Annotated in this window: 17 protein-coding genes and 1 tRNA gene; 8 read left to right on the forward strand and 10 right to left on the reverse strand. The window is 71.3% G+C overall.

The features are described from left to right. Positions 1–26 precede the first annotated feature (26 nt). Positions 27–731, reverse strand: a complete 705-nt coding sequence (locus tag IEY82_RS08320) for a ferredoxin reductase domain-containing protein (protein ID WP_189123418.1) — start codon at positions 729–731, stop codon at positions 27–29. 51 nt (positions 732–782) lie between these two features. On the opposite strand from IEY82_RS08320, the gene IEY82_RS08325 reads away from it, so the two are divergent. The 4 genes from IEY82_RS08325 to IEY82_RS08340 all read left to right on the forward strand — a co-directional run bounded on the left by IEY82_RS08325 (position 783) and on the right by IEY82_RS08340 (position 3199). Then, complete coding sequence (locus IEY82_RS08325) at positions 783–1175, forward strand: OsmC family protein (RefSeq protein ID WP_189123419.1); 393 nt, start codon at positions 783–785, stop codon at positions 1173–1175. 292 nt (positions 1176–1467) lie between these two features. After that, positions 1468–2391: a nucleoside hydrolase gene (locus IEY82_RS08330; RefSeq protein WP_225262422.1), complete on the forward strand. Its 924-nt coding sequence runs from the start codon at positions 1468–1470 to the stop codon at positions 2389–2391. Between the two features lie 46 nt (positions 2392–2437). Next, positions 2438–2511: transfer RNA gene (locus IEY82_RS08335), tRNA-Lys, on the forward strand. A 214-nt stretch (positions 2512–2725) separates the two neighbouring features. Next, the gene (locus IEY82_RS08340; protein WP_189123421.1) at positions 2726–3199 is read left to right on the forward strand and encodes a DUF4232 domain-containing protein; all 474 of its coding nucleotides are present in this window, start codon (positions 2726–2728) and stop codon (positions 3197–3199) included. A gap of 82 nt (positions 3200–3281) precedes the next feature. On the opposite strand, the gene IEY82_RS08345 is transcribed toward IEY82_RS08340, so the two are convergent. The 4 genes from IEY82_RS08345 to IEY82_RS08360 form a co-directional block, all read right to left on the reverse strand. After that, the gene (locus IEY82_RS08345; protein ID WP_189123422.1) at positions 3282–4226 is read right to left on the reverse strand and encodes a sugar kinase; all 945 of its coding nucleotides are present in this window, start codon (positions 4224–4226) and stop codon (positions 3282–3284) included. A gap of 243 nt (positions 4227–4469) precedes the next feature. After that, entirely contained in the window at positions 4470–5690 is a 1221-nt protein-coding gene (locus IEY82_RS08350; RefSeq protein WP_189123423.1) for a serine/threonine-protein kinase, read from the reverse strand. Positions 5691–5813: 123 nt separating this feature from the next. Further along, positions 5814–6368, reverse strand: coding sequence for a GNAT family N-acetyltransferase (locus IEY82_RS08355; RefSeq protein ID WP_189123424.1), 555 nt, complete (start codon positions 6366–6368; stop codon positions 5814–5816). Between the two features lie 12 nt (positions 6369–6380). Further along, complete coding sequence (locus IEY82_RS08360) at positions 6381–6890, reverse strand: shikimate kinase (protein WP_225262423.1); 510 nt, start codon at positions 6888–6890, stop codon at positions 6381–6383. Between the two features lie 34 nt (positions 6891–6924). Here IEY82_RS08360 and IEY82_RS08365 point away from each other — a divergent pair, with 34 nt between their 5' ends. Both IEY82_RS08365 and IEY82_RS08370 read left to right on the forward strand, forming a co-directional pair. Further along, positions 6925–7206: a hypothetical protein gene (locus tag IEY82_RS08365; RefSeq protein ID WP_189123425.1), complete on the forward strand. Its 282-nt coding sequence runs from the start codon at positions 6925–6927 to the stop codon at positions 7204–7206. A gap of 13 nt (positions 7207–7219) precedes the next feature. After that, the gene (locus IEY82_RS08370) at positions 7220–7606 is read left to right on the forward strand and encodes a ChaB family protein (RefSeq protein WP_189123426.1); all 387 of its coding nucleotides are present in this window, start codon (positions 7220–7222) and stop codon (positions 7604–7606) included. A gap of 39 nt (positions 7607–7645) precedes the next feature. Here IEY82_RS08370 and IEY82_RS08375 read toward each other — a convergent pair whose 3' ends face one another. Genes IEY82_RS08375 through IEY82_RS08385 form a run of 3 tightly spaced genes read right to left on the reverse strand, consistent with a single transcriptional unit; the run spans position 7646 to position 10810 of the window. Continuing rightward, positions 7646–9472 carry a transketolase gene (locus IEY82_RS08375; protein ID WP_189123427.1) on the reverse strand — a complete coding sequence of 609 codons (1827 nt, stop codon included), beginning with the start codon at positions 9470–9472 and terminating at the stop codon, positions 7646–7648. A gap of 20 nt (positions 9473–9492) precedes the next feature. Beyond that, positions 9493–10530, reverse strand: coding sequence for an SDR family oxidoreductase (locus IEY82_RS08380; RefSeq protein WP_189123428.1), 1038 nt, complete (start codon positions 10528–10530; stop codon positions 9493–9495). Positions 10531–10537: 7 nt separating this feature from the next. Next, on the reverse strand, positions 10538–10810 hold the full coding sequence (locus IEY82_RS08385; RefSeq protein ID WP_189123429.1) for a hypothetical protein: 273 nt from the start codon (positions 10808–10810) through the stop codon (positions 10538–10540). 133 nt (positions 10811–10943) lie between these two features. On the opposite strand from IEY82_RS08385, the gene IEY82_RS08390 reads away from it, so the two are divergent. Beyond that, positions 10944–11192, forward strand: coding sequence for a BON domain-containing protein (locus IEY82_RS08390; protein WP_189123430.1), 249 nt, complete (start codon positions 10944–10946; stop codon positions 11190–11192). Continuing rightward, positions 11185–11907, forward strand: coding sequence for a metallophosphoesterase family protein (locus tag IEY82_RS08395; protein ID WP_225262425.1), 723 nt, complete (start codon positions 11185–11187; stop codon positions 11905–11907). Before IEY82_RS08390 ends, IEY82_RS08395 begins: the two co-directional genes overlap by 8 nt. A 238-nt stretch (positions 11908–12145) precedes the next feature. On the opposite strand, the gene IEY82_RS08400 is transcribed toward IEY82_RS08395, so the two are convergent. Together IEY82_RS08400 and IEY82_RS08405 are read right to left on the reverse strand one after the other, a co-directional pair. Next, complete coding sequence (locus IEY82_RS08400; protein ID WP_181308348.1) at positions 12146–12295, reverse strand: GPGG-motif small membrane protein; 150 nt, start codon at positions 12293–12295, stop codon at positions 12146–12148. An 84-nt stretch (positions 12296–12379) separates the two neighbouring features. Then, a complete protein-coding gene (locus IEY82_RS08405; protein WP_189123432.1) occupies positions 12380–12865 on the reverse strand; it encodes a DUF1360 domain-containing protein in 486 nt (161 codons plus the stop codon). Positions 12866–12926: the final 61 nt, after the last annotated feature.

The following is a 12926-nucleotide window of genomic DNA, read 5'->3' on the forward strand; positions in this document are numbered from 1 at the left end:
CGTTCCACGTGCCGCGTAACGCCGGGCTAAGCCCTTTGCCGGGACTTGACGCCGGTGCGGACCTGCGTGGGGGGCACCGCCAGGCGGTCCAGGGCGCCCCGGACGTACCTCGTGAAGGTGCGCGGACCCGTCACGATCACCTCACGCTCGGCGATGTCCGGCACCTGGCGCCGCAGCCCCGAGGCGCTGATGCGTTCCTTGACCCGGGGGTCGTGCTCGTCGCCGGTCACCAGTACCAGAGCGTACCTGGACTCGAGTTCGCGCAGCTCGTCGGTGACGCGGTCGGTGCGGTAGACGGCCACGGTGTCGTCGGTACGGCCCGCCAGCAGCTCGCGCAGACCCGCGGGGTCCAGCCCGGACACGATGAGCAGCGACTTCCCCGGCGCCGAGGGCCAGGCGTGACTCCACACCGCCATCACGGCCGCCAGGGCGTACAGGATGAGCGAGCCCGTGCGGCTGAGGCCGGTCACGTACGTGGCCGGACCGAACTGGTGGGCCAGCATCAGCGCGCCCACGGGATAGCCGGCGAGGCGCAGGCGCTGCCTGGCCACCTCGGACAGGGCCGCCGCCCTGACGGAGAGCAGGCCGAGCGCCACGAGCGCCGCCGAGGCGGCGAGCGTGGCGGGTCGTAGCGGGGAGCCGGCCTCCGGTCGCAGCGCGCCGAACTCGGCCACCGCGACCCCGGCCCAGAAGACGAGGGGCCACTGCTTCGCACGCACGTCACCAGCCATGCTTCGACCATGCGTGGTCAACATGAGAGCCATCTGAGTAGGGTCTGAAACATGGCTAACGTACGGGTTGAGCGGACAGATGACGGCGGATTCCGGGCGACGAACTCCCGTGGAGCCGAGGTCCGGATGGGGAGCGGCGACGAGGAGGGGGCGTTCACTCCGGTCGAGCTGCTGCTGGCGGCGGTGGGCGGTTGCAACATCGTCACGGTCGAGCCGCTCACGGCCCAGCGCGGTCACCGGCTGGTCCGGCTGGCGATGACCGTGGAGGCGCAGAAGGTCGAATCCAACCTGCTCGGGCCCGTCACCGTCACCTACGACGTCGAGCTGCCCGCCAAGGAGGCCGAGGAGGTCTACCGGGCGGTGGCGACCAGGGTGCACGAGAAGTACTGCACGGTGACCCGGTCGCTGCAGGAAGGAACCGAGGTCCGTTTGGAGGTTCCGTAGCCGGATTAGGTCGATATTCGACCCCGTTATGACGCGTCCGTTGCATTCGTCTCGGTAGTGTCGAGGCAGGTCAAGAGTCCTGCGACTGACTAGCAGACCTTCACCGATGCGGACGCGGAGGGGGACCGTCGTCTGCAGAGCGGGACCGCCGGCGACTTTTGGGGGAAAGTGCGCCGGCCTGGACCGCCGAAAGATCGAGGCCGGGCGGCTTTGGGGGAAACCGCCCGGCCTCGATTTATGCCCGGCGACAGTAGCGTTGACTTCCGTGACTTCCGTGACTTCCACGGCCTCCGTGACGAAGGTTCTGATCGACTGCGACCCGGGCATCGACGACGCCCTCGCTCTGGCGCTGGTCGCCGGTTCGCCGTCGCTGGACCTGGTCGGCGTCACCACGGTCGCCGGCAACGTCGACCTGGAGCGGACCACCGCGAACGCGCTGGCGCTCAGGGAGTTCCTCGACCTCGGCGACGTGCCCGTCGCCGCCGGCAGCGCCGGCGCCCTGCTCCGGCGGGACGTCCGCGCCGCCCACGTGCACGGCCGTTCCGGCCTCGGCGACGCCGAGCTCCCGGCTCCGGCGCGCCCCGCGTCGCCCGTCCACGCGGTCGACCTGATCATCGAGACGCTGTGGGCCGCGCCCGGCGAGATCACCCTGCTCGCGATCGGCCCCCTGACCAACATCGCCCTCGCCGTACGCCGCGAGCCGCGCGTCGTCGAATGGGCCCGCGACTTCGTCATCATGGGCGGCACCTACACCCGGGGCAACCACAACCCGGCCGCCGAGTTCAACATGGTCGCCGATCCCGAGGCGGCCTCGATCGTCTTCGACGCCGGCTGGACCGTCACCATGCTCGGCCTCGACGTCACCCTCACCGCCCTCGTCACCACGGCCGTCCTCGACCGGATGAGCGACCTCGGCCGGCTGTCCGCCCTGCTCCTTCCCGCCACGACCTCCTACGGCATGGTCACCGCCGAGGGCGGCCCCGCCATCCACGACGCCTGCGCGGTGGCGTACGTGCTGGACCCGTCGCTGTTCACCCGCGTTCCGGCGGTCGTGAACGTCGAGACGGCCGGCCGCTACACCTCCGGGATGACGGTGACCGACTTCGCCCCTCGCGACCGCCGGCCGAACGCCCTGGTCGCGACCTCGCTGGACGTGCCCCGGTTCTGGGATCTGGTCCTGGGCGCGTACACCCGGCTGGGGGAGCGGCTCGGTTGATGTGCGCGGCGGTATGCGGCTGCTGCTACAGTTACTTCAGTCGCAAGCGCCGCTAGCTCAGTTGGTCAGAGCAGCTGACTCTTAATCAGCGGGTCCGGGGTTCGAGTCCCTGGCGGCGCACCGCGCAGATCCCAGCTCAGCATGCTGAGCTGGGATTTTTGGTGTCTGCCCTGTGGCTCCGGCACGAACAGGGGCCATTCCAGCTCGCAGCCCCACTCGTGTCCGCGCCGGCCCCCGAGATCTCGTTCGGGTATCCCGTGGGCACCTGGGCGGAGTGGAGTGCAATATCGGCGCGAAGGTGAAAAAATCGCGCGACCAGGGCATAAGCACTGTGATGAGAAGTCTTCGGATCGCCGGGATCGTGGGCGGGCTCCTGCTGGCAGGTGGCGCCGCCCCCGCCCTGGCGTGCCGGACGGCCGAGCCCGGGGCCGTGGGGCAGTGCTCGGCGAGCCGGTTGCAGGCGAGCCTGGGCCGGGTGGACGCGGGCGCGGGCAACCGCTACGCGCCGCTGGAGTTCACCAACCGGTCGGAGACCGCCTGCACCCTGTACGGCCGTCCGGAGCTCGTCCTGCTCTCCGCGCAGGGCGCCGCTCTGTCCCTGCCGGTGAGCGCGGCCGACGGGCCGTCACCCGTCGTCACGCTCCAACCGGGCGACACGGCCGGCGCGGTCCTGCACTGGACCGTCGTCGAGACCGACTGCGTGACGCCGGCCGCCCTCCAGGTCACCCCACCGGGCGGCGGGCCGGCCACCACGATCGCCTTCGCGGAGGAACGGGTCTGCCACATCGACGTCACTCCCGTCGCCTAGGGACTGTTTTCTGGGACGTGCTACCCGCCGGCGCCCGCTCCCTGGGGGCGTGCTCCCTGGTCACGCTCGTCGTCTGGAGGTGTCAGCGGGTCACTCCGTCGGCGGAGCCGTGCAGGAGCCGCAGGTCGGCCCGGCGGGGCAGACTCTCCCAGTCACCCTGCGAGGTGACGGCGAAGGCCCCGGCGGCGCAGGCCGTCCGCAGCCGCTGGTCGGGCGACGCGCCGGCCAGCCAGTCGGCCAGCCAGCCGGCCGCGAAGGCGTCCCCGGCCCCCACGGGGTCGACCTCGGTCACCTGGTACGGCTCCGCGTGCCGGATCTCGCCGTCGGACAGCTCCATGGCGCCCCTGGCGCCGAACTTGACCAGGACGTGCCGTGGCCCCAGCGCGGCCAGCGCCTTGGCCAGGTCGGCGGCCCCGTCGGCGTCGGCGATCAGGCGGCCCTCGGCCTCGGTGGCGAACAGCACGTCCACGTCGCCGACCGTCTCGCGCAGCCACGCCCCGGCCTCGGCGGGCGACCACAGCCGTCCCCGGTAGTTGATGTCGAGCGACACGGGGACTCCGGCGGCGCGTGCCCCGGCGATCGCCTGCCGTACCGTCTCGCGGGCCGAAGCCGACAGGGCGGGTGTGATCGCCGAGACGTGCAGCATCCGGGCGGATCTGATGAGGTCGAGGTCGAGGTCGCCGGGGGACAGGCGGGAGCCGGCGCTGCCCGCGCGGTAGTAGCTGACATCGATCAGGTCGGCGGTGCGCCGCCCCTTGATCATCAGGCCGGTCGGCGCCTCGGGATCGGCGATCGCGTGGGTCAGCACGCCCTCGCCCATGAGCGTGGCCCGGATCAGGTCGCCGAACTCGTCGGCGCCGACGCGGCCGGTCCAGGCGGTGCCGTGGCCGAGGCGGGCGACGCCGATCGCCACGTTGGACTCTGCGCCGCCGATGCCGAGGTCGAAGTCGCGGGCGAACCGCATCGGGCCCGTGCGGCGGGCCGTGAACAGCGCCATGGTCTCACCGAAGGTCACCAGGTCGGTCATCGAGTCGTGCTCGGCTTTCTCGAGACGCGCGATCCCTGGTCATCCGCGCCCGGCGCCCGCACCCGCGCGGTGAGGCCCAGACGAGGCGGCTGATACCACGGCGCCAGCGCGGTGGATGTGGCAATCATTCCCTCGTTGTCACCATATCGTCGTCGAGCACGCGCTATCAGGCGTGCCCGTGCCCGCGAGCGGCTCCTGACGATCGATGCCGGCCCGGGTGGTGTCACGCGGCGGAGGGGCCGGTCAGGCTGCTCCGGGGATCCGCCGCTCAGCGGCCACGCCTGGTGGCCGGGTGCCGCCTGGGGCGGGTGTGGGGCCGATTCGCCGCTCGTCGGCCGAGGCGCGCAGCCGGGGCCAGGCGTGGACGAGGGCGGCGCAGGCCGGGACTACCCCGTCGCCGGCGATGGCCACGAGTTTGCCCGCAGCGGTCTGTCTGGGCTCGACCCGGACGCTCTGCCGTACGAGCAGGCCCGCGTCGGTGAGGCGAGCGAGCACGCCGTGCTCGTCGCCCGCCACCGCCTCGCCGTCGAGCAGCCGGAGCAACAGCACCGGCGTCTCCTCCCGCTGGCGCGGCGTCAGCGACGCGTAGACCTCCTCGGCGACCTCGCCGAGCGAGCGCGGCCCCGCCAGCCCGCCGGGAGGCCTCAGCCCCGCGGCGCAGCCCTGCGGCTCGGGACCGCCCGGCGACCCGCTGGTGGCCGGTGGTTCGGGGGTGTCCGGCAGCTCGGCGCACAGCGGCAGCTCGGCGCACAGCGGCAGGTCGGTGGCGGTGGGGCGGGCGGTGGCGTCCTTGGACAGAGCCCGGCCGACCAGCTCGCGCAAGCGGCCGGGGAGCTCGTCCAGCTCGGGGTCCACGGCGAGCAGCCGGTGCATCACGCCGCCCGGACTGTCGCCGTGGAACGGGTCGCGGCCGGTCGCGGCGAAGAGCAGCACGGCGCCCCAGGCGAACACGTCGGCCGCCGGCCCCGCCCGCCGCCCGGTGACGACCTCGGGCGCCAGGTAGGTGCGGGTGCCGAGCGAGCCGGGGGCCGCCACGCCGAGGTCGATCAGAGTGGGCCCGCCGGGGGAGAGCAGCACGTTCTCGGGCCGCAGGTCGCGGTGGGCGATGCCGACCGCGTGCAGGGTGCGCAGCGCCGTGGCGAGCGCGCCGGCCAGCGCGTCCAGCTCCGTGCCCGTGTAGGGGCCGTGGACGGCGACCGCCTGCCGCAGGTCGGGCCCCTCGGCGAACTCGCTGACGATGTAGGGGACCGACCGGTCGACCCCGACCGCGACCACCCTGGCCAGGTGGTGCGGCGCCACCCGCCAGACGGCCTCGCCCAGCTGCTCGGTGACCTCGCCCCGGGGCACCTTGACCGCGAAACGGCGGCCCTCTCCGTCGTAGGCGTCGTAGACCACGCCCCGGACGCCCGCGCCGAGCCGTCCCGCCAGCCAGTAGCCGGCGAGGCTCTCCGGGTCACCAGGCACCAAGCGCATCGTCACTGACGCTTAGATGCGCGAAACCGGTGATTGGTTGACGCCCGCCATCGGGCGGAGGAAAGAACGTCACAGGCCCCCCGCGCGCCTCGGAGGACCCGTGCGTCATGATCATTATGCCAGGCGTTCCGATCCTGGCAGCCATTCGGTCCGCAGCACCGACATGGTCACCGAGTCGTGCCACTCGCCGTCCCACAGCAGCGCGTCGCGGCGCACGCCCTCCTCGACGAACCCCACCTTCTTGTAGACGTGCCTGGCCCGGTCGTTGAAGGCGTGCACGTCGAGGCTGATCCGGTGCAGCGCCGTCGTCGCGAAGGCGTGCCCGAGCACCAGCGTGATGGCCTCGGTGCCGTAGCCCTTGCCGAAGACCCGCGAGCCCAGCAGCGCGATCCGCAGATTGCAGGCGAGGTTGGCGGGGTCGAGCTCGTTGAGCACGATCTCGCCCACGTACGCGTCTCCGGCCGTGATCGCCAGGTCGAGGCGTTCGGGACGCCCGCCCCTCGTCAGGTACCACTGGCGTGCGGTGTCCCGGTCGAACTCCGCGTGCGAGCCGGTCAGCCGCCGCACCTCGGGGTCGGTGACCAGCTCGTACAGGCCCTCGGCGTGCTCGGGGCCGACCGGGACGAGCGTCACGCGCTCGCCCGCGAGAGTGGGTTTCTCAGCGAACATCCCTCCTGGCTATCAGCCGTGATCAGCCGCGGGCAATCCCATTTCGGCCAACACCGCCGCCGCGATCTCCTCGGGCGTCGTCACGCTCACGTCGAAGGTCAGGTCGGCCACCTCGCGGAAGTACGGCTCGCGCCGGGCCCGTACGGACTCCGGCGGGAAGGCGGGCCGGTGGTCGCCGGTGCGCATCCGCTCGGTCAGCACCGCGTCGGGGGCGTCCAGCCACACCACCAGGGTGCCGCGCAGGGCGTCGCGGACCCGAGGGTCCTCGACGGAGCTCGCCGCGGCGGTGATCACCTTCGGCTCGCCGCGCAGCTCCGCCAGCACATGCTCGGCCTCGCGCTCGTGCAGTCCCGCCACGCCGTGGCCGGCCGCGATCTGCGCCGCGGTGGCGCCGTACCGGGCCCGGAGGAAGGGATCGCTGTCGCTCAGCGGCCGGCCGAGGGCGTCGCTGATCAGGCGCCCCACCGTCGACTTGCCTGAGCCCATCAACCCGACCAGCACTACTGGTTTGTTTTTTGCCATGAGGAAAGAGGTTCCTTCTGTCAAGGAGGTAATCATGACCATCGCCGGAAGCATCATCCTCATCATGCTTGGCGCGATCCTCACCTGGGCCGTGGAGTTCGATCTCGCGGGTCTCGACATCAACGTCGTCGGGGTCATTCTGATGATCGGCGGTCTGGCCGGACTGCTGTTCGGCCTGTATCGGATCAGCGTCACCCGCAGAGCCGTCGGCCCCATCGACGAGCCTGTCGTCCGCCACGAGCTCGTCGACGAGCCCGAGACGCGGCGCACCACGGTGTACGAGGAGCGCCGCCGCTACGACGAACCGCCGCTGTAGGAGGTACAGCGTCATGCCAGCCCGCGAGGAACTGCCGTCGACCATCCGTCGTTCGCCGAAGAAGGCGCAGGACACCTGGATGAAGGCGCACGACTCCGCCGTCGAGACGTACGGCGAGGGCCGCCGCGCCCACATGACGGCCTTCTCCGCCCTGAAGCACACCTTCGAGAAGGTGGGTGACCACTGGGAGCCGAAGGCGCGCAAGGGCCCGTCCGACCAGGGCGCCCTCGACCGTTCCGGCAGGACGGCCGAGGGCGTCGACGCCAACGCCAACAAGGAGCACCTGAGGCAGGTGGCCAGCAGGCTCGACATCCCCGGCCGGTCGAAGATGACCAAGCCGGAGCTGGTCGAGGCGATCAAGAAGGCCAACCGGCGGGCCGGGGTCAAGGCCCGCGGCTGACCCGGCCCGTGCACGGTCACTCCGCTCACGACCGCTCGTTCACAACAACCGCTTGACCGCCTCGGCAATCGCGTGGCGGTCAATGCGGGCGTTCGCCAGCTGTTGCCCGGGGGTCGCGGATCCGGGCAGGTCCCGAACGGCCAGCTTCACCACCCTCGGCCCGAGCTCGCTGACGGCGTCGAGCACCGCGTCCCCGAGCCCGCCTTCGGGCCGGTGGTCCTCCACCGTGATGAGGTTGCCCGTGGTGGTCGCGGCCTCCGCGAGGGCGGCGGCGTCGACGGGTTTGACCGAGTAGAGGTCTATCACGCCGATCGCGACACCCTGCGCGGCCAGCTCGTCGGCGGCAGCCAGGGCCTCGTGCACGGTCACTCCTGCCGTCACCACCGTGGCCCGATCGGCGGGGGATTGCCGCAGCACCCGGGAGCCGCCCACGGAGAAGTGCTCGCCCGGCGGGTAGATCACCGGCGTCTCGCCGCGGGTCGTCCTCAGGTAGGACACCCCGTCGAGGCCGGCCATCGCGGCCGTCAGAGCCGCCGCCTGGTTGGCGTCACACGGATAGAGCACCGTGCTGCCGTGGACCGCGCGCATCATGGCCAGGTCCTCCAGCCCCATCTGGGACGGGCCGTCCTCGCCGATCGACACTCCGGCGTGCGAGCCGACCAGCCTGATCGACGCCCGGCTCACCGCGGCCATCCGGATGAAGTCGTGCGCCCGGGTCAGGAACGCCGCGAACGTCGCCGCGTACGGAATCCAGCCCCGCACCTGCAGTCCGATCGCCGCGGCGACCAGTTGCTGCTCGGCGATGTACATCTCGAAGAACCGCTCGGGGAACGCGGTGGCGAACTCCTCGGTCTTGGTGGAGTCGGCCACCTCGCCGTCCAGCGCCACCACGTCGCCGCGGGCCGCGCCTACGGCGGCCAGCGCCTCGCCGTAGGCGGTCCGGGTCGCGACCCGCTCGCCGACCGCGTACTCCGGCAGGCTGAGCGCGCCTGCCCCGAACCGGTACGGCTCCGCTCCCGGCTCGGGCCGGTGCACGTCGACGGTGAGGTCACGCGGGCCGCCCAGCTCGCCGATGGCCGTGACGGGGTCCTTCAGCGCCTTGCCGTGCGCGCCCTCGCGATTCTCGACCTCCAGGACGCCCTCGCCCTTGCGGGTCTTGGCCAGGATCACGGTCGGCCGCCTGCGCGTGTTGCGGGCGTCGCTCAGGGCGAAGTCGATCTGCCCAGGGTCGTGCCCGTCGATCTCGATCGTGTGCCAGCCGAACGCGCCGAACCTGCGGGCGTACGCGCCGGTGTCCCAGCCGTGCCGGGTCGGCCCCCGCTGTCCCAGCCGGTTGACGTCCACGATCAGGGTCAGGTTGGCCAGGCCCGCGTCGCCGGCGTGCTCGGCGGCCTCCCAGATCGACCCCTCGGCCAGCTCGCCGTCACCGCACAGCACCCACACCCGGTACGGCAGCCGCTCCAGCCGCGCGGCCAGCGCGATGCCCACGCCGACCGGAAGGCCCTGCCCCAGTGATCCGGTCGCCACGTCCACCCAGGGCAGCCTCGGGGTCGGATGCCCCTCCAGCGGGCTGCCCTGCTTCCTGAAGGACAGCAGCTCCTCGTCGGTGATCGCGCCCGCCGCCTTGTACAGCGAGTAGAGCAGGGGGGAGGCGTGCCCCTTGGAGAAGATCAGGTGGTCGTTGGCGGGGTTCTCGGGCCGGGCGAAGTCGTAGTGGAGGTGGCAGGTGAACAGCACGGCCATCAGGTCGGCGGCCGACATGGACGAGGTCGGGTGCCCGGACTTGGCCGCCGCGGAGCTGCGTACGGAGTCCACGCGCAGCTGGGCGGCCAGGTCGGACAGATACTGAAGATCGCGTTCAGGCATGAGGTCTCCTCCCGGGGACGTCAGCGGGCACGGCGAAGGGCGGCGAAAGCGCCCGCCAGCGCGCCGGCACCGAGAGCGAGGAGGACGGGGCGGCGGTGCTGGGAGAGCCAGAGCTGCGGGCTTCGGCCGTGGGAGCGGTGATCGAAGCTGCCATGGGCGCCGTAGTCGCGCGCCTCGTCGGCCGGTTCCCAGAGGTTGGCCACGTCGGTGGGCGTCTCCTCGGTCGTCTGCTGCGAGTCCACACCGGTGCGGGACAGGTAACGGTCCACCAGCGCCGGGGCGACGCGCTGGGCGAGCAGGGTGGCGGCGGTGGTGATGCCGACCCAGTACTCCTTGCGCTCCGGATGCTCGGCGGCGTAGACGATGCCGTCGGCGGCCACCTCCGGCTGGTAGATGGGAGGCACCGGCTGCGGGTGCCGGCGCAGCTTGTTCAGCACCCAGTCGAACTGCGGGGTGTTGACCGCGGGCAGCTGGACCATGGTGATGTGGATCCCGCTCCGCTCGGCCAGCAGCTCCGTGCGCACCGACTCGGTGAAGCCCTTGACCGCGTGCTTGGCCCCGCAGTAGGCCGACTGCAGGGGGATGCCGCGCTGTGACAGGGCCGACCCGGTCTGCACGATCGTGCCCCTGCCGCGCGGGCGCATCAGGTCGAGGGCCACCCGGGTGCCCCAGACGTACCCGAGGTAGGTGACGGCGGTGGTCCGCTCGTACTCCTCAGGCGTGATGTCGGTGAACTTGGCGAAGACCGAGGAGAAGGCGACGTTGATCCACACGTCGATGGGGCCCATCTCGGCCTCGACCCGTTCGGCCGCCTTGCGCAGCTGCTGGTAGTCCGCGACGTCCGCCTCGTAGGCCTGGCCGCTCCCGCCCGCCACGCCCACGTCCACGGCCGCCGCGCCGAGCCCGGTCGTGCCCCGGGCGATCAGCGCGACCTTGGCGCCCTTCTCGCCGAGCAGGCGCACCACGGCCCGCCCGACACCGCCGCTCGCCCCGGTGACCACGACCACCTTGTCGCGGAGCCCGTCATCGCGTCGAAGATCTTCTTGCTGCGGTCGCATGCCTTTCTCAGCCTGCCTCTCCCACGTTGCGGTCCCTCTGGCGTCGTACGGCGAGCACGATGTCGACGATCGTGATCACGGCCGCCAGGGCGGCGATCACGGTGAGCCCGTAGGCCTGGGAGATGATGCCCAGCACGCCGAAGGCGAAGGCGAAGACGAGGATGAAGGACCCGACCCTGATGTGCACGACGTCGCGTGGCGTCGCGGGAACCATCGGTTTGCCGGATTCCGACCGCCCTTCCCATTGGTCACGGCGTTCCCATTCGCTTTTCTCAGACATGGCGCACACCTGCCCGGACCGTTTGCCGTCTAACGTCCTGGGTAGCCGGGGCAATGTGCCTGAGAGCTGGGCATCTTCCGCGCCGTTTGACCCGTTCCTCCATGGGCATGCGGCGACTGGAAAGGGGAGTGCGATGGAAGCACCGCAGTACGTCGCGGCCCGGGTCCAGCAGGCGCTGGCCGAGGACACGCGTACCCACGAGCTCGGCATCCACGTCGACGTCAGGGGCGACCAGATGTTCCTGCGCGGCAAGGTGAGCGGTGCCGAGCAACGCGAACGGCTGGGGGCGGTGGCCCACGAGGCGGCGCCCGGCCTGAGGATGCACAACGAAATCAAGATCGTCGACTATGGCGAGCCGGGAGAGGATGAGCATCTTGACTGATCTGCGCATCGCGGCCGCGGGCGACCTCCATCTGGGCGAAGACGCCCGGGGCAGCTACCGGGAACGACTCAAGGGCATCGAGGAGCGCGCCGACGTGCTGATGCTCGCGGGTGACCTGACCCGGCACGGCACCCTGGAGGAGGGCAGGGTCGTGGCCGACGAGTTGCGCGACCTGCCGGTGCCCGCCGTCACCGTGCTCGGCAACCACGACTACCACTCCGACCTGCAGCACGAGATCGCCGCCGTGCTCCGTGACGCCGGCGTCATCGTGCTCGACGACGACGGCGTCGTGATCCAGTGCGGCGACTCCAAGCTGGGCGTGGTCGGCGGCAAGGGCTTCGGCGGCGGATTCGCCGGCAAGTGCGCGAGCGAGTTCGGCGAGCGTGAGATCAAGGACTTCGTCGGTCACACCCGGCAGATCGCCGACGCCTGGCGCGTGGCGCTCAAGGAGATGCAGGTGGACCGGCGCGTGGTGCTGTCGCACTACTCCCCCGTCAAGGAGACGCTCGAAGGGGAGCCGCTGGAGATCTATCCCTTCCTCGGCAGCTACCTGCTGGCCGAGGCGGTCGACACCGCGGGCGCGGAGCTGATCCTGCACGGACACGCCCACAAGGGCAGTGAGAAGGGGCTCACCCCCGGCGGCATCCGGGTGCGCAACGTCGCGCTGCCCGTGCTCGGGCGGGCCTACGCCGTCTACTGCCTCAACGGCGGTTAGTCCCTTACGCGAGGCCGGTCGGTCCGGCCGGAGCCGGGCCGGCTGCTCGCGGATGCGAGCCGCCGGCCCGGCTCATAGCGGCCATCCAATAGCGGCCATCGAACGGAAATCGGAAGATCAGGCCCCGCGGCATAAATACCGGGGACCTAAGACGTGACATGTCGGAAAATCCGGTGAGGCCACTGGACCGGAAGGGTGTCCCGGCCCAGTGGGGAGGCGGTGAGGGCGCCCTGCGCCCCTAGACATTGAAGATGCTGACACCGCCGGGACCGACCAGGAAACCGATGACGATGAGGACGATTCCCCAGAGCAGATCGCGCCGGGCCAGAATCACGTAGATGCCGGAGATGACGAGGATGACAGCGATGATCCATAGCAGAGTAGCCATGAGCCCGCTTCTGCCCTGAGCGCCGGACCTTTAACATTCTTTTCGATTTGGTCGTTTCTTCGCAGATGTCACCGGGGGATGGGGTTACCCGGCCGAGCGCATGAGCTTGGCGTAGGCCAGTTGCAGCCAGTCGGAGGCGGCCACCGCGGTCATGGTGACTCCGGCCAGGCGGGTGAACCGCGGCGCGAAGACCAGCCCGGCGGCGTAGGCCGTGGCCGTCCACTGGGCCAGGCAGAACGGACAGGCGAGCAGCTCGCCCATCGCGTTGCGCGGCTCCTCCTTCAGCTCCGACGGCCCGCTGACGCCCTCGTACGTGGTGAACGGCGCGCGCAGCGGGCTGGTGACCGGGTCCTTGGCGATCAGCCGTGACACCTTGTGCGTGCAGGCCGCCATCAACGCCAGGTCCATCGGCCCGACGCGCTCGGGCGCCCGCCGGCCGGTCAGCGCGGCGACGGCGATGCCCGTGGCGACCGCGCCGCCGTACACGGTGAGGATGCGGAGGTAGGACTTGAGCGGGCGATCGTGCTCGCCCGAGTACTCCTGTTCGGTCTTCTCGAGGAAGTCATTCATGGGCACGCGCTACCCCTGTGCCGGGCGGCTACTCCGGCCCCGACAGACGCGGCCGAAGACG

The organism is Nonomuraea cavernae (assembly GCF_014646355.1).
Classification (GTDB): domain Bacteria; phylum Actinomycetota; class Actinomycetes; order Streptosporangiales; family Streptosporangiaceae; genus Nonomuraea; species Nonomuraea cavernae.